At 67.7% G+C, this 15,145-nt stretch carries 15 protein-coding genes, 1 tRNA gene and 1 pseudogene; 9 read left to right on the forward strand and 8 right to left on the reverse strand.

The annotated features are described in order from the left end of the window. The first annotated feature begins 431 nt into the window (after positions 1 to 431). Positions 432 to 1,643 carry an enhanced intracellular survival protein Eis gene (locus QOC69_RS11495; protein ID WP_526439465.1) on the forward strand — a complete coding sequence of 404 codons (1,212 nt, stop codon included), beginning with the start codon at positions 432 to 434 and terminating at the stop codon, positions 1,641 to 1,643. A gap of 14 nt (positions 1,644 to 1,657) precedes the next feature. On the opposite strand, the gene QOC69_RS11500 is transcribed toward QOC69_RS11495, so the two are convergent. From QOC69_RS11500 to ponA2, 4 genes are all read right to left on the reverse strand, one after another. After that, positions 1,658 to 1,731, reverse strand: a tRNA-Pro gene (locus QOC69_RS11500). Between the two features lie 332 nt (positions 1,732 to 2,063). Beyond that, positions 2,064 to 3,182, reverse strand: coding sequence for an L-cysteine desulfhydrase Cds1 (gene cds1 / locus QOC69_RS11505; protein ID WP_526439467.1), 1,119 nt, complete (start codon positions 3,180 to 3,182; stop codon positions 2,064 to 2,066). Next, positions 3,179 to 4,114 (reverse strand): metallophosphoesterase, encoded by a 936-nt coding sequence (locus tag QOC69_RS11510; RefSeq protein WP_526439489.1) that lies wholly within the window; start codon positions 4,112 to 4,114, stop codon positions 3,179 to 3,181. Before QOC69_RS11510 ends, cds1 begins: the two co-directional genes overlap by 4 nt. A 120-nt stretch (positions 4,115 to 4,234) precedes the next feature. After that, entirely contained in the window at positions 4,235 to 6,685 is a 2,451-nt protein-coding gene (gene ponA2 / locus QOC69_RS11515; protein WP_526439469.1) for a transglycosylase/D,D-transpeptidase PonA2, read from the reverse strand. A gap of 286 nt (positions 6,686 to 6,971) precedes the next feature. On the opposite strand from ponA2, the gene QOC69_RS11520 reads away from it, so the two are divergent. After that, the gene (locus QOC69_RS11520; protein WP_526439471.1) at positions 6,972 to 7,328 is read left to right on the forward strand and encodes a WhiB family transcriptional regulator; all 357 of its coding nucleotides are present in this window, start codon (positions 6,972 to 6,974) and stop codon (positions 7,326 to 7,328) included. A gap of 20 nt (positions 7,329 to 7,348) precedes the next feature. Here the strand turns inward: QOC69_RS11520 and bagB are convergent, their stop codons facing one another. Both bagB and bagA read right to left on the reverse strand, forming a co-directional pair. Continuing rightward, positions 7,349 to 8,488, reverse strand: coding sequence for an ATPase BagB (gene bagB, locus QOC69_RS11525; RefSeq protein ID WP_526439473.1), 1,140 nt, complete (start codon positions 8,486 to 8,488; stop codon positions 7,349 to 7,351). After that, positions 8,485 to 9,513: an ATPase BagA gene (gene bagA / locus QOC69_RS11530; RefSeq protein ID WP_526439475.1), complete on the reverse strand. Its 1,029-nt coding sequence runs from the start codon at positions 9,511 to 9,513 to the stop codon at positions 8,485 to 8,487. The genes bagB and bagA overlap by 4 nt, the downstream gene beginning before the upstream one ends. 48 nt (positions 9,514 to 9,561) lie before the next feature. Here bagA and sp36 point away from each other — a divergent pair, with 48 nt between their 5' ends. The 3 genes from sp36 to QOC69_RS11545 are packed head-to-tail and all read left to right on the forward strand — an operon-like array spanning position 9,562 to position 10,951. Beyond that, complete coding sequence (gene sp36, locus QOC69_RS11535; RefSeq protein WP_109860180.1) at positions 9,562 to 9,723, forward strand: Sp36 family protein; 162 nt, start codon at positions 9,562 to 9,564, stop codon at positions 9,721 to 9,723. Continuing rightward, positions 9,720 to 10,175, forward strand: a complete 456-nt coding sequence (locus tag QOC69_RS11540) for a RidA family protein (RefSeq protein ID WP_526439478.1) — start codon at positions 9,720 to 9,722, stop codon at positions 10,173 to 10,175. Before sp36 ends, QOC69_RS11540 begins: the two co-directional genes overlap by 4 nt. Beyond that, the gene (locus tag QOC69_RS11545; protein WP_526439480.1) at positions 10,172 to 10,951 is read left to right on the forward strand and encodes an MBL fold metallo-hydrolase; all 780 of its coding nucleotides are present in this window, start codon (positions 10,172 to 10,174) and stop codon (positions 10,949 to 10,951) included. The genes QOC69_RS11540 and QOC69_RS11545 overlap by 4 nt, the downstream gene beginning before the upstream one ends. A gap of 30 nt (positions 10,952 to 10,981) precedes the next feature. Here the strand turns inward: QOC69_RS11545 and crp are convergent, their stop codons facing one another. Then, on the reverse strand, positions 10,982 to 11,656 hold the full coding sequence (crp, locus tag QOC69_RS11550) for a cAMP-activated global transcriptional regulator CRP (protein WP_029116887.1): 675 nt from the start codon (positions 11,654 to 11,656) through the stop codon (positions 10,982 to 10,984). A gap of 101 nt (positions 11,657 to 11,757) precedes the next feature. Continuing rightward, positions 11,758 to 12,039 carry a hypothetical protein gene (locus tag QOC69_RS11555; protein WP_526439483.1) on the reverse strand — a complete coding sequence of 94 codons (282 nt, stop codon included), beginning with the start codon at positions 12,037 to 12,039 and terminating at the stop codon, positions 11,758 to 11,760. A gap of 205 nt (positions 12,040 to 12,244) precedes the next feature. Here QOC69_RS11555 and nth point away from each other — a divergent pair, with 205 nt between their 5' ends. From nth to marP, 4 genes and pseudogenes are all read left to right on the forward strand, one after another. Beyond that, positions 12,245 to 12,925, forward strand: coding sequence for an endonuclease III (gene nth, locus QOC69_RS11560; RefSeq protein ID WP_526439491.1), 681 nt, complete (start codon positions 12,245 to 12,247; stop codon positions 12,923 to 12,925). Between the two features lie 18 nt (positions 12,926 to 12,943). Continuing rightward, a complete protein-coding gene (locus QOC69_RS11565) occupies positions 12,944 to 13,603 on the forward strand; it encodes a TlpA family protein disulfide reductase (protein ID WP_526439485.1) in 660 nt (219 codons plus the stop codon). After that, positions 13,600 to 14,403: an NUDIX hydrolase gene (locus tag QOC69_RS11570; RefSeq protein WP_526439487.1), complete on the forward strand. Its 804-nt coding sequence runs from the start codon at positions 13,600 to 13,602 to the stop codon at positions 14,401 to 14,403. The genes QOC69_RS11565 and QOC69_RS11570 overlap by 4 nt, the downstream gene beginning before the upstream one ends. After that, a pseudogene (gene marP / locus QOC69_RS11575) lies at positions 14,400 to 15,145 on the forward strand (acid resistance serine protease MarP); the annotation flags it as partial. The gene QOC69_RS11570 and the pseudogene marP, both read left to right, overlap by 4 nt.

Genomic DNA, 15,145 nt, shown 5'->3' on the forward strand with positions numbered 1-15,145 from the left:
GGGTTGGCACCTGCTGGTGCGATTGTGAGCGGAGTGAGTGATACCGCGCGGAAGTGAGTGGTGTTGGGGTGGGTGGTTGTCGGTGGCGGGTGCCAAGGTTGTTGGTAGCAGACTTCCGATCCGGCCACCGTGACTCCATCGCGGGGGCCGCGATCGGTAGGCGTGGTCTCGGACTGGCGATCAGGCATCGGCCGGCAGGACCCCGCCGCGGACAGTGGACCGTGGCGGGCACTCCACCGGTCAGGCCCGACCGCCACCGTTGCCACGATGGCAGGCACGGCAGTTCCGGCCCACCGGCCGCACGCGATGCGCGCACCGGTCCACCGGAGAACACCCGCCCGCCGCGGCCAAGACCGTTCGGGCCGCAACCGAGCAGAACTCACTCCTGCTCACTCACCAGGAACGGTTGTCTCGTGGCACGTTGGCATTCTGTGATCACTTCTACGTCCCTGGACCCGCTGGTACTGCGTAACCCCACCGAAGCCGACTGGGAGCAGATGGCGCTGCTGCACGCAGTCAGCTTCGGCACGTGGAACCATCTGGAATCGTTCGGGATGTTCCGAAGCCTGGTTGCCGACGACGGCGCGGTCGTGGTGTGCGACAACGACGCGGTCGTCGGCGTCGCGGCGTACTTCGACATGCAGTTGACGGTGACCGGGGGTGCCGTCCTGCCCATGGCGGGACTGAGCATGGTGGGTGTCGCACCGACACATCGCCGTCGCGGTCTGCTGCGGGCGATGTACACCGAGTTGCACCAACGCATCGCCGATGCCGGGTGTCCACTGGCCGGCCTGACCGCCAGCGAAGGCGGCATCTACGGGCGCTTCGGCTACGGCCCGGCCACGATGGAGCTCGAGTTGACCATCGACCGGCGCTTCGCCCGGTTCCACTCCGATGCCCCCGACCCCGGCGGCGTCCAACTGGTGCGGCCGGCCGAGCGTGGCGCCGAACTCGCCGCAATCTATGACCGGTGGCGCCAGCGCACTCCGGGCGGGCTGGTGCGCCCGCAGGCCTTGTGGGACGACTACCTGGCCGACCGCGAGGACGACCGCGACGACGGGACGGCCCTGTTCGGGCTTCTTCACGCCGACGGCTACGCGCTGTACCGGATTCATCGCAACGAAACCAAGAGCGTGCGCGTCGACGAGTTCAAGGCCGTCACCACCGACGCGCACGTGGCGTTGCTGCGCGCGCTGCTCGGTCTGGATCTCATGGAGACGGTGGTCCTCCGGACGCATACGCGCGACCCGCTGCCCTACCTGCTCACCGATAGTCGGTTGGCGCGCATCACGGGATACGAGGACGACCTGTGGCTGCGGATCGCGGACGTTCCGACGGTGCTCGACGCGCGCCGATACCAGGCCGAGCTGTCCACCGTGATCGAGGTGTCCGATCGATTCGGACGCAGCGGCGGACGGTTCGCGCTCGACGTCAGCGGCGGTGGGGCCCGCTGCACGCCAACCGACGCCGCACCGCAGGTGGAGATGGATCTCGACGTCCTGGGAAGCCTGTACTTGGGCGGACACCAGGTTTCGGCCCTGGCCATGGCGAACCGGCTGCGCGCCTCGGACCCCGCGGTGCTCGCACGCCTGGAGGCGGCGTTCGTCAGTGACGTCCCCGCCGTGCTCGGCTACGGGTTCTAAACGTCTCAACGCGGTCGGGGTGGCGGGATTCGAACCCACGACCTCTTCGTCCCGAACGAAGCACGCTACCAAGCTGCGCCACACCCCGCGTAAAGCCACGACAGCCTATCGCACCAGCCGCACCGGAAGCCAAATGCCTGGTCGCCGTGACCACGATCACGGGTAGGAACGGGCGCGCCTGGGTAGACCTTTGGCTGAGACGCGACACCGACCCCCCTGGCGATGCAAGTCACGTCCGATCCCGGGATAAAAATCGATGTCAGTGGCGTTGAGCATGATGAGTGCGAGTGAATCGCACGACCAGACGACGAGAGGGTTCGACATGACCGGGTTGGGAGCCGCACTCTACGGCGGATTCTTCGCCCTTGCTGCGCTGTGGCTGTTCATGACGTCCGATGCAGGCAACGGCGGCAGTGACGATCAGGGCCAGAGCCCGGTGCGTTCGAACTCGACCAATACGCCGGCCAACGCCGAGTCCTTCAGCCCGGACTGGGTCAGCCACTCCTCGTTGAAGTAGGTGTCGGCGTAGCGGTCGCCGCTGTCGGCCAGCAGCGTCACCACCGATCCACTGCGCTTCTGCGCCACCATCTCGGCCAGTAGGCCGAAAGCCCCCCACACGTTGGTGCCCGTCGACGGGCCGACGCGCCGTCCGAGCACCGCGCTGACGTGATGGGCCGCCGCGATCGACGCGGCATCGGGCACCACCACCATCCGGTCCACGACGTCGGGCAGGAACGACGGCTCGACGCGGGGCCTGCCGATGCCCTCGATGCGCGACGACACGCCGGTGACGACGTCGCGGCGGCCCTGCGCATAGGCCGGGAAGAACGCCGAGTTCTCCGGATCCACCACGCACAGCCTGGTGGCGTGGCGGCGGTAGCGGATGAACCGGCCGATGGTCGCGCTGGTGCCGCCCGTCCCCGCGCCCACCACGATCCACTCGGGGATCGGGTGCTGCTCCTCGCGCAGCTGCTCGAAGATCGACTCGGCGATGTTGTTGTTTCCGCGCCAGTCCGTGGCTGACTCGGCGTTGGTGAACTGGTCGAGGTAGTGCCCGCCGGTCTCTTCGGCCAGCCGCTCGGCCTCCGCGTACACCTGCGAGGAGTTCTCCACGAAATGGCAACGGCCACCTTGTGATTCGATCAATGCGATCTTGGCCGAACTCGTCGAGGACGGCATCACCGCGATGAAGGGCAGGCCGAGCATCGCCGCGAAGTACGCCTCGGACACCGCCGTCGACCCCGACGACGCTTCGATCACGGTGGTGTTCTCGCCGATCCAGCCGTTGCACAGCGCGTAGAGGAACAGCGACCGCGCCAACCGGTGCTTGAGGCTGCCGGTGATGTGCGTCGTCTCGTCCTTGAGATAAAGCGAAACGTCGACATCCGGGCTGAGAACATCCGACCACGCCGAGGGCAGTGGATAGCGCAGCAGGTGCGTGTCGGCACTACGTCGGGCGTCGGCCCCGATCAGTCGTACTGCGTCGTCCACCCATATACGTGGGCGGCTGCGATCCGCGATGGAAGCCTGGTCGGTCACCGGGCCGAGACGGCCGGATGCGATACGCCTGCCCTGGCGCCCGCGTGGCCGCCACCGGTCGGTGCGGCCACCAGCGTCAGCATCGTGGCCTCGGGGCGGCAGCAGAACCGCACCGGGGCGTATGGCGAGGTGCCGATGCCTGCCGACACGTGCAACTGCGTGTGCGCGCCCCACCGGGACGGCCCCTTGGCCCGCGATCGGTCCAGCTCGCAGTTGGTCACCAGTGCGCCGTAGAACGGCACGCACAGCTGTCCACCGTGGGTGTGGCCGGCCATCACCAGCTGGTAGCCGTCGGCGGCGAACCGGTCCAACACCCGGGGTTCCGGCGAATGAGTCAGGCCCAGAGTGAGATTGGCGGCGGGATTGGCTGGCCCGGCGATGGTTTCGTAGCGGTCGCGGGTCAAGTGCGGGTCGTCGACGCCCGCCGCGGCGATCAGCTGGCCCTTGACCTCGATCTCGCGTCGCGTGTGGGTCATGTCCAGCCAGCCGCGCTCGGTGAACGCCGCCCGCAGGTCCTGCCACGGCAGAGGCTGGCCGGCGACCCGCCTCGACGGGTTGAAGATGTAGTTCGCCGGGTTCTTCGGCTTGGGGCCGAAGTAGTCGTTGCTGCCGAAGACGAACAGTCCCGGCACCGACAACAGGTCGCCCATCGACTGCACGACGGCGGGCACGGCCTTCGGGTGCGCCAGGTTGTCACCGGTGTTGATCACCAGGTCGGGCGCCCAGCCGGCGAGTTCACGCAGCCAGGCCTGCTTGCGGCGCTGTCCAGGACGCATGTGGAAGTCGCTGAGGTGCAGCACCCGCAACGGAGACGATCCAGGGGTGAGTACCGGCATGGTCAGTTCGCGCATCACGAAGGCGTTCCGCTCGATCAGCGATGCGTATGCGATCCCTGCAATCAGGGAGCCTGCCGCTGCCGCGGCCGTGTTCATTGCGCGGTTCTTCGTGACCGTCGAGGGGGCGGGCATGAACGCAGCCTACTGCGAGACGTCGGTGCTTACCGACTCTCACAGCTCTGCGTTACCAACTCCACATCGACGACCGGCGGTGGATCAGGGTGGTGGCGGCGGGGGCGGCGGCCCAAGTAGCGGCACCGTGATGGGCGGCAGGCCGGGGATCTGTACGACCGTCGACCCGATCGGTGCAGGCAGCGCGTTCGGATCCATTCCCGGCGGCATGCCCGGTGGTGGCGGCGGTAGTGGTGGCGGGATGCCGTTGCTGATCTGGATCGTGATGATCGACCCTGGGACCGTCTGACCGGTGGGCGAGCTGCCGACCACGGCGCCCGCAGGTGCGGTGCTGTTGATCGGGGTGGCCTGCTCGGCGACCTGGAAGCCGGCGTCCTTCAGTCGCTGCCGCGCCAGGTCCTGGGTCATTCCGCCGATGCTCGGCACCCGCGAGCCGGGCGCGCCGTCGACGTAGCGCGGATCGGTCGGGGGTAGCTGGACGGTGTCGGGGGTGATCGGCTTCATCGCGGTGAACCACGTGCGTGCCGGTTCGTTGCCGCCGAAGAGGTCGCCGGATCCGCACTGACGCAGAGGATAGGAGCAGAGGTCCGACGGGGTCGTCGAGTCGTCGTAGATGTAGTTGGCCGCGGCGTAGGCGCTGGTGAAGCCCACGAAGCCCGACGACCGGTGTGCCTCGGTGGTACCCGTCTTGCCCGACATCGGCAGGTTCCAGCCCACCGATCCCGCCGAACCGGCGGCGGTGCCCGAACCGGAATCGTCCTTGCTCATCGCGTTGGCGAGCGTGTTGGCCAACCCCTCGGGGACTACCTGCTCGCAGGTATCGGTGGTGACCGAGATCTCGGTGCCGTTGCGATCGAAGACCTTGTCGATCGGGTTGGGCGGGCACCACGTCCCGCCCGAGGCCAGCGTGGCCGCGACGTTGGACAACTCGAGCGCGTTCAGTTCGATCGGCCCCAGCGTGAACGAGCCCAGATTCTGCCGCTTGACGAAATCCGCCAGGCTTTCGTTGCTCTCCGGGTCGTAGTCGCGGGCGGTGCCAGGCAGGGCGTAGGAGCGCAGTCCCAGCTTGACCGCCATGTCGACGGTGCGCTGCACGCCGACCTGCGAGATGAGCTTGGCGAACGCGGTGTTCGGCGACGTCGCCAGCGCGTCGGTGACGCTCATCTGGCCGCGGTAGTTTCCGGCGTTCTGGACGCACCAGGTGTCCTGCGGACAGCCCTTGGCGCCGCCGCTGCCCAGGCCCTTGGCCTCGAAGCGGGACGGCGCATCCAGCTGTGCGTTGATGCCCATGCCCATGTCGAGCGCCGCGGCGGTGGTGAAGATCTTGAATATCGATCCGGCGCCGTCACCGACCAGGGAGAACGGCTGCGGCTGCATCGTTTCGCCTGCGTCCAGGTTCAGCCCGTAGGTGCGGTTGCTGGTCATCGCGACGACGGGATGGGAGTCCTTTCCGGGCTTGATCACGCTCATCACGCTGGCGACGCCGTCGAGGTCCGGCGCGGCGATGCCGTCGACGGCCGACTTCACCTGGCCCTGGACGTCGGGGTCGAGCGTGGTGCGGATCAGGTACCCGCCCTTGGCCACCTGTTCCTTGCTGATGCCCGCCTTGGCCAGGTACTCGAGGACATAGTCGCAGAAGAAGGCACGGTCGGCCGCGGCAATGCAGCCGCGGGGGAGTTCGTTCGGCTGCGCGAGTACGCCCAGCGGCTGTTCCTTCGCGGCGCGCAGCGCGTCGGCCTCCTGCGGGATGTTGTCGATCATGGTGTCCAGCACCACGTTTCGACGGACCAGCGCACCCTCCGGGTTGGTGTACGGGTTCAGCGTGCTCGTGGACTGCACCATGCCCGCCAACAGCGCCGACTGCTGCCAGTTCAGCTCGGAGGCGTTGACGCCGAAGTAGGTCTGTGCCGCGTCCTGGATGCCGAACGCGCCATTGCCGAACGACACCAGGTTGAGGTAGCGGGTGAGGATCTCGGGTTGGGTGAACGTCTTGTCCAGCGTCAGCGCCATCCTTATCTCGCGGAGCTTGCGCGCGGGCGTGGTCTCGATGGCCGCGCGCTTCTCGGCGTCGGTCTGCGCGATCACCAGCAGCTGATAGTTCTTCACGTACTGCTGCTCGAGGGTGGAGCCGCCGCGGGTCTCCAGGTCGCCCGACGCGTAGCCGGCCAAGCCTGTCAGGGTGCCCTTCCAGTCGACACCGTTGTGCTCGGCGAACCGTTTGTCCTCGATGGAGACGATGGCCAACTTCATCGTGTTGGCGATTTGATCGCTCGGCACTTCGAACCGTCGCTGGCTGTACAGCCACGCGATCGGGTTGCCCTTGGCGTCGACCATCGTCGACACCGCGGGCACCTCACCCTCGACGAGCTGGGCCGAGCCGTTGGCAACCACATCGGACGCCCGATTGGACATCAGACCGAAGCCGCCGACGAGGGGGAACATCACCGCCGCAGCGACCACGCTGGCCAGCAGGCAGCACCACGCCAACTTGATGACGGTCACCGCGATCGGTGGTCGGGGCGGCGGCTCGGACATGGGTACAGACTAGCGACGACGCAGCCGGACAGCCGACGAGCGGTTGGCCCGGCCAGTACGGGCTGAGAGAAGGCTGCGAAGGCCCTGAACATGCAGCAAGATGGATGACGGCACGGTCGTGCCAAAAAAGAGAGATTTGACTGTTGCGCAAAACCCCCCTGACCACCTAGCTTGGACACACAGTGCGATCTAGGTAACACTACTAGTTGCAATGTGGCGTAGATCGCACCAGCGTTCTGCACCTAACCTGGACCGCCCGACAGGCGGCTCGACGGAGGGATCGCTGGTGTCAGGAACACGGCCCGCGGCGCGCAGGACAATCGCTACTTCCCCTGTCAACGGTGTTATCCAAGGCAAAGAGGCCGAGGCCCGCATCGCGTGGGTTTCGCAGGCCCGCTGCAGACAAGCCGATCCCGACGAGCTATTCGTTCGCGGAGCCGCCCAGCGCAAAGCCGCTGTGATCTGCCGGCACTGCCCCGTGATCGTGGAATGCGGTGCCGATGCGCTCGACAATCGCGTCGAATTTGGCGTCTGGGGCGGCATGACCGAACGTCAGCGCCGCGCCCTGCTCAAGCAGCATCCTGAAGTGGTGTCCTGGTCGGAGTTCTTCGCCGCCCAGCGAAAGCACCGCAACGCGGTTTAGTTAGCTCGGCTAGGTCGGACTCAAGCCACCGCTTCGCCGGTGATCTGATCGGCGATGGCGCGCAGCGCCTCCAGGTCGGACACGTCGAACGGCAACGACGGCACGCCGACGATCGCCACCGCAGGGTTGGCCCCGGTGAACCGGGACAACAGCCGCACCTCCCGCTTGGCTGTCATCGCACGGTCGGCGTGAATCCGCAGGATCGCGGCCGTCAGCGCATCGCTGCCGGTGTCACCGCCGGATGCCTCCAACTGGTCGGCGGCCTCGTTGGCCTTCTCGGCGTTCAGCTCGCAAAGCATTGGATGAGTGCGGTTGAGGATCAGTCCGGCGAGCGGCATGTGCTCCTTGGACAGCCGATCGACGAAGAACGATGCCTCCCGCAGCGCGTCCGGCTCGGCGGCCGACACCACCACGAACTGCGTGCCGCGCCGCTTGAGTAGCTCGTAGGTGCGGTCCGCCTTCTCACGGAAACCGCCGAACGTCGCGTCCAGCGACTGAACGAAACCGGCTGCGTCGGCGAGCATTTGGGATCCGAGCACAGTCGAGAGCGCCTTCATGGCCAAGCCGACCGCCCCTGTGACGAGCCGGCCGATGCCACGGCCGGGCGCCAGCAGCAGGCGCCACAGCCGGCTGTCCATGAAGCTGCCAAGCCGCGCAGGCGCGTCCAGGAAGTCCAGCGCGTTGCGCGACGGTGGGGTGTCGACGACGACGAGATCCCACTTGTCCTGGGCAAGCAACTGGCCGAGCTTCTCCATCGCCATGTACTCCTGCGTGCCGGCGAGCGACGTGGCGACCGTTTGATAGAACTGGTTCTCCAGAATCGCGTCAGCCTTGTCGGGCCCGGAGTACTGGACCACCATCTCGTCGAACGTTCGGCGCATGTCGAGCATCATCGCGTGCAGCTCGCCAGTGACCTCCGGAGCCAGCGGCACCCGCTGCGGCGTGTTGCCCAGATCCTTGATGCCCAGCGCCTGAGCCAGCCGCTTGGCCGGGTCGATGGTCAGCACCACGACGGTGCGGCCGTACTCCGCGGCGCGCAACGCCATCGCCGCAGCGGTCGTGGTCTTGCCGACTCCGCCTGCGCCGCAACACACTACGACGCGGTTGGAGGTGTCGGACAGGATCGCGTGCATGTCGAGCGCGCGAGGTGTGGTGCTCATCGGACTCCCTGGGCGGCGAGCTCTTCGGCGAGTTCGTACAGGCTGCCGAGGTCGACGCCGTCGCGCAGGGAGGGCAGTTCCAGCCGCGATACCTCGATGGCGTCGAGTTGTTCGGCGCTCTCGGCGCGGGCGGTGATGCGGGTCGCGTGCTGGATGGTCTCGGTGAGCAGGCCGGCGAAGTCGCCGTCGGTCAGGTCGATACCCGCCTTGGCCAGACCCGCACGCACCGCATCGGCGTCGACGTCACCCTCGGCGGCCTTGGCCAGGTCGTCGGCCGGGAGATAGGCGGGGATGTTGCGGTTGACGATGACGCTGCCGATCGGCAACCCGATCTCCCTGAGTTCGTCGATCGCCTCGACCGTCTCCTGGATGGGCAACGCCTCGAGCAGGGTCACCAGGTGAATGGCGGTCCGATCCGAGTGCAGCAGCTTGACCACACCGTCGGCCTGCGAGTGCACCGGCCCGCCCTTGGCCAGGTCGGAGACGGCCTGGGTGACGTCGAGGAAGCGGGCGATCCGTCCCGTCGGCGGGGAGTCCACCACCACTGCGTCGTAGCCGTGTTGCTTGCCCTTCTCGGACCGCACCACGATTTCCTTGATCTTGCCGGTGAGCAGCACGTCGCGCAGACCCGGCGCGATGGTCGTCGCGAACTCCACCGCGCCGATCCGCCGCATCGCCCGGCCGGCGATGCCGAGGTTGTAGAACATGTCCAGGTACTCCATGAACGCGGCCTCGGTGTCGATGGCCAGCGCGTTGACCTGTCCGCCGCCGTCGGCGGTGGCGATCTTTACCTCCTGGTAGGGCAACGGCGGCACGTCGAACAGCTGCGCAATGCCCTGGCGCTCCTCGACTTCGACCAGCAGCACCTTGCGGCCGCCGCTCGCCAGCGCCAGCGCCAGCGAGGCCGCGATCGTCGACTTTCCCGTGCCGCCCTTGCCGGTCACGAAGTGCAGCCGCACCTTGGACAGTCGGGAGGGCCAGCCGACAGATCTTCGGCCGTCGGACTCGGGAGACTGGGTTGTCACTCCAGCAGCCTAACCAAGCGGCACTCTCCGACCGATAAGCTCAGCCACATGAGCGAACCGACCCGGTGGGAGTACGCCACGGTGCCACTGTTGACCCACGCGACCAAGCAGATCCTCGACCAGTGGGGTGAGGACGGCTGGGAGCTGGTGTCGGTGCTGACGGGGCCGACCGGCGAGCAGCACGTCGCGTATCTGAAGCGGCCGAAATGAGCGTCACGGACAGGCTCGCGGAGCTGGGCATCGCGCTGCCCGACGTGGTGACGCCGCTCGCGGCTTACGTGCCTGCGGTGCGCACCGGGAATCTGGTGTACACCTCGGGCCAGGTGCCGATGCAGTCCGGCGTACTGGCCGCCACCGGCAAGGTGGGCGCCGAGGTCAGCCCCGAGGACGGCAAGGCGCTGGCGCGGATCTGCGCACTCAACGCGCTGGCCGCCGTGAATTCGCTGGTCGGCATCGACGCCGTCACCCGCGTGGTCAAGGTCGTCGGGTTCGTCGCCTCGACGCCCGGCTTCAACGGCCAACCCGGCGTGATCAACGGTGCCTCCGAACTGCTCGGCGAGGTGTTCGGTGACGCGGGTGCGCACGCCCGCTCGGCGGTCGGGGTGTCCGAACTGCCGTTGAATGCGCCCGTCGAGGTGGAATTGATCGTCGAGGTGGCGTGACTCTCGAGCATCCGGCCTACGGGCAGCTGCGCCGCGTGACGGAGACGGCGTCGGTGCTGTTGTGCGACAACCCCGGCCTGATGACGCTGGACGGCACGAACACCTGGGTGCTGCAGGGGCCGGGAAGCGACGAGTTGGTGATCGTCGATCCCGGGCCCGACGACGACGAGCACATCGGCCGGATCGCGAGTCTCGGCAAGATCCCGCTGGTGCTGATCAGCCACAGGCACGCTGACCACACCGATGCGATCGACAAGCTGGTCGACCTGACGGGTGCGACGGTGCGCGCGGTGGGCAGCGGGTTCCTGCGCGGTCTGGGTGGTCCGCTGTCCGACGGCGAGGTGATCGACGCCGCAGGCCTGCGCATCACGGTGATGGCGACGCCGGGACACACGGCGGACTCCCTGTCGTTCCTCGTCGATGATGCCGTGCTGACCGCGGACACGGTGCTCGGCCGCGGCACCACTGTCATCGACAGCGAGGACGGCAGCCTGCGCGACTACCTCGAGTCGCTGCGGCGACTGCACGGCCTGGGTCGGCGTGCCGTCCTGCCAGGACACGGGCCGGACCTCGGCGACCTGGAGGCCGTCGCCGCGATGTATCTGGCGCACCGCGAGGAGCGTCTCGACCAGGTGCGTGAGGCGCTGCGGGTGCTCGGCGAGGACGCCACGGCGCGCCAAGTCGTCGAGCACGTCTACACCGACGTCGACGAGAAGCTGTGGGACGCGGCCGAGAAGTCGACCGAGGCGCAGCTGACCTACTTGCGCGCCAACTAGCGGGCGCGGTGAAGGCTTGCCGGGCGCGATTTATCGCGCGCGGCGGGCCAGTCGTTCGGAGTCCGAGATCAGCACGCTCTTGCCCTCCAGCCGGATCCAACCGCGGTGGGCGAAGTCGGCGAGCGCCTTGTTGACCGTCTCGCGGGACGCCCCGACGAGCTGGGCGATCTCCTCCTGCGTCAGGTCGTGCGTGACCCGCAGTGCGCCACCCTCCTGGGTGCCGAACCGCTGCGCCAATTGCAGCAGCTGCTTGGCGACGCGACCGGGCACGTCGGTGAAGATCAGGTCGGCGAGATTGTTGTTGGTGCGACGGAGCCGGCGAGCCAGCACCCGGAGCAGTTGCTCGGCGATCTCGGGGCGATCCTTGATCCACGCCTTGAGCGCGTCGCGGTCCATGGACACGGCGCGCACCTCGGTGATCGTGGTGGCGCTCGACGTCCGCGGCCCCGGGTCGAAGATCGACAGCTCGCCGAACATGTCCGACGGACCCATGATCGTCAGCAGGTTCTCTCGGCCGTCGGGTGACCGGCGACCGATCTTAACTTTGCCCGAAATGATGATGTAGAGCCGATCACCGGGCTCACCTTCGGCGAACACGGTGTGTCCGCGTGGGAAGTCGACGGGGTGCAGCTGCTTGGTCAGCGCGGAAACCGCGGTCGGTTCGACTCCCTGGAAGATTCCGGCCCTGGCCAGGATCTCGTCCACGTTGCCCCTCTTAAGCTGTTGGAAAATATGACACGCGCAGCCAACCCCTAGTTGGACAGCGAATTCAGTCTAGTGACAGGCCGCTTCGCGACGAGCCAACGCTACACACGATCGGCCTGTCGAGTCGGCTGAAATTCCGGATTACTTCCATGGTGAACGTAGATCCGGGTGGGCAAAGCCCGCTCGCTCTCGGCAATCGGGCGGTGATCGAGCCAATTGTCGTAGGTGTCATATGCGTCGTCGACGATGTGATCGTCGGCCCGCGCCGGCGGCCGCGCGCAGTCTGCCTTGGCCTGCTCCAGAACCGCCGCCACGTCCTCGGGCGAGACCGTGTCGACGCCGAGGCTCGCTTCGAGTCGGTCCAGCCCGAAGGTTGCCAGCATCAGCAACACTGGGACGAATACGACGAGCAACCACGACACGAGCTGAAGTAAACACGCCGAAGGTCTCAGCCGGATCACGAAATGCCACCGGTCCAATCCGAGCGATGTCGGTGTCGTCAGTAGGCTGATTCACGTGGTAGTAAAGGCGGCGGCCAGCAAGTGGGATAGCGAGACCCGCATCGGGCTGGTGCGGCGCGCCAGGCGGATGAACCGTACTCTGGCACAGGCGTTTCCGCATGTGTACTGCGAGCTGGACTTCACCAACCCCCTCGAGCTGACGGTGGCCACCATCCTGTCGGCGCAGAGTACGGACAAAGGTGTGAACCTGACCACCCCCGCGCTCTTCGCGAAGTACCGCACGGCGCTGGACTACGCCAAGGCCGACCGAACCGAGTTGGAGGCGATGGTCCGGCCCACCGGGTTCTACCGGAACAAGGCCAACTCGTTGATGCGGCTCGGTCAGGAACTCGTCGAGCGGTTCGGCGGCCAGGTGCCCAACACCCTCGACGAGCTGGTCACGCTGCCGGGTGTGGGCCGCAAGACCGCCAACGTGATCCTCGGCAATGCATTCGACATCCCCGGCATCACGGTCGACACCCATTTCGGCAGGCTCGTCCGCCGGTGGCGGTGGACGACGCTGGAGGACCCTGTGAAGGTCGAATTCGCGATCGGTGAGCTCATCGACCGCAAGGAATGGACATTGCTCAGCCACCGGGTGATCTTTCACGGCAGAAGGGTGTGCCACGCCAAGAAGCCGGCGTGCGGGGTGTGCGTGCTGGCCAAGGACTGCCCGTCCTTCGGCACCGGGCCGACGGACCCGCTGACGGCCGCTGCGCTGGTCAAGGGGCCAGAAACCGAGCATCTGCTGGCCATGGCCGGCCTCTGACCTCAGTGTGAAGACTCCATGAGCAGAGGGGCGCGCTGGACGGTCGCCGTGCTGGTCGTCGTCGTCGCGCTCGGAGTGGCATTCTGGCGTGAATTGCGCGACGACGGTTCCCCGGCCACGTCCACGGGTCCCGGTACGGCCCGCGACCACAGGGACGCGGACACCCCCGAGGCGCTGGCCGGTCCGCGCGCCCGCGCCGACCTGCAGCGCTGCCCGTCCCCGGCGGCGGCCCCTGGCCCCGAAGCACTCCGCGGCATCACCCTCGAGTGCGCGGGCGACGGCTCGACGGTGGACGTCGCGCGAGTCGTCGAGGGGCGCGTAGTCGTGCTGAATCTGTGGGCCTACTGGTGCGGGCCGTGCGCCGACGAGTTGCCCGCGATGGCCGAATACCAGAGACGGATGGGCTCGGCGGTGACGGTGCTCACCGTGCATCAGGACGAGAACGAGACCGCCGCGCTGATTCGGCTGGCCGAGCTCGGCGTGCACCTGCCGACCGTGCAGGACGGGCGCCGTCTCGTCGCCGCCGCGCTGAAGGTTCCCAACGTGATGCCCGCGACGGTGGTACTGCGCTCGGACGGTAGCGTTGCCGAAGTCCTGCCCCGGTCGTTCGCCACTGCCGACGAGATCGCGGCGGCGGTAGATCCGAAGATCGGCCAGAACACAGGAGAGCCGGGTTGAGCGCTGGAATCAACTCCGGGCGTGACGGGGGTGGGCCCGTCCCCCTCGATCCCGCTGCCGCTCCGACCTGGTTGAAACCCCTCGTCGACAACGTCAGCGCCGTGCCGAGTGCCTACCGGCGACGGCTACCCGCCGACGTGCTGGCCGCGATCGCCGCGGCCAACGCCACCGCGACGTTTACCGGCGCCAAGCGCGACGCGGCGGTGCTGGTGCTGTTCTCCGGCTCGCCGGACTCACCGTCGGGCGGCCTGCCCGACGACGCGGACCTGCTGGTCACCGTGCGCGCATCGACCCTTCGCAACCATGCCGGCCAGGCGGCTTTCCCCGGCGGGGCCTCCGATCCCGATGACGGCGGCCCCGTGTCCACCGCGCTGCGCGAGGCCCGCGAGGAAACCGGCATCGACACCGGCAGGTTGCGGCCGCTGGCCACGCTCGAGCGGATGTTCATCCCGCCGTCGGGCTTCCACGTCGTCCCGGTACTGGCCTACTCGCCCGATCCCGGCCCGGTGGAAGTCGTCGACCCCGCCGAGACGGCGATCGTCGCGCGCGTCCCGGTGCGCGCATTCATCAACCCGGAGAACAGGTTGATGGTGTACCGCCAGCAGAACACCCGCCGCTTCGCCGGCCCCGCGTTCCTGCTCAACCAGATGCTGGTCTGGGGTTTCACCGGTCAGGTGATCTCGGCGATCCTGGACGTCGCCGGCTGGGCCAAGCCGTGGAACAGCGACGACGTGCGCGAACTCGATGCGGCAATGGCCCTCGTCGGCGGCGCCACCGGTTACGGTGAATCCCAACAATGACATCGTCGCAATGGCTTGATCTGGCCGTACTCGCCGTCGCCTTCGTCGCCGCCGTCTCCGGCTGGCGCTCCGGGGCGCTGGGCTCCCTGCTGGCCCTCATAGGTGTGGTGCTCGGCCTTGTCGCCGGTGTGCTGCTTGCGCCGCACGTGGTCACCTACGTCAGCGGTCCCCGCACCCAGCTGTTCGCGACGTTGTTCCTCATCCTCGGACTGGTGGTGATCGGCGAGATCGCCGGTGTCGTGCTGGGTCGTGCGGTGCGCGGGGCCATCCGCAACGTGAGCGTGAGGACGTTCGATTCGGTGATCGGGGTAGGGCTGCAGCTCGTCGCCGTGCTGGTCGCGGCGTGGCTGCTTGGGTCCCTGCTCACGTCGGCCGATCAGCCGAATCTGGCCGCGGCCGTTCGCGGCTCGCGCGTGCTGGCCCAGGTCGACGAGGTGGCTCCGAGCTGGCTGAAGTCGGTGCCGAACCGGATCAAGGCGCTGCTGAACACCTCCGGGCTGCCCGACGTGCTGCCGCAGTTCGGCCGGACGCCCATCGTCAACGTCGACATTCCCGACGCCACGTTGGCCGCGGACCCGGTGGTCGCGGCCACCCGACCCAGTGTGCTCAAGATCCGCGGCGTTGCGCCGAGTTGCCAGAAGGTGCTCGAGGGCAGCGGTTTCGTCGTCTCGCCGAACCGGGTGATGTCCAACGCGCACGTGGTCGCGGGCTCGGAGAGCGTCACCGTCGAGGTCGACGGCCA

The sequence above is a fragment of the Mycobacterium sp. genome, from assembly GCF_032162105.1.
In the GTDB taxonomy this organism is placed as follows: domain Bacteria; phylum Actinomycetota; class Actinomycetes; order Mycobacteriales; family Mycobacteriaceae; genus Mycobacterium.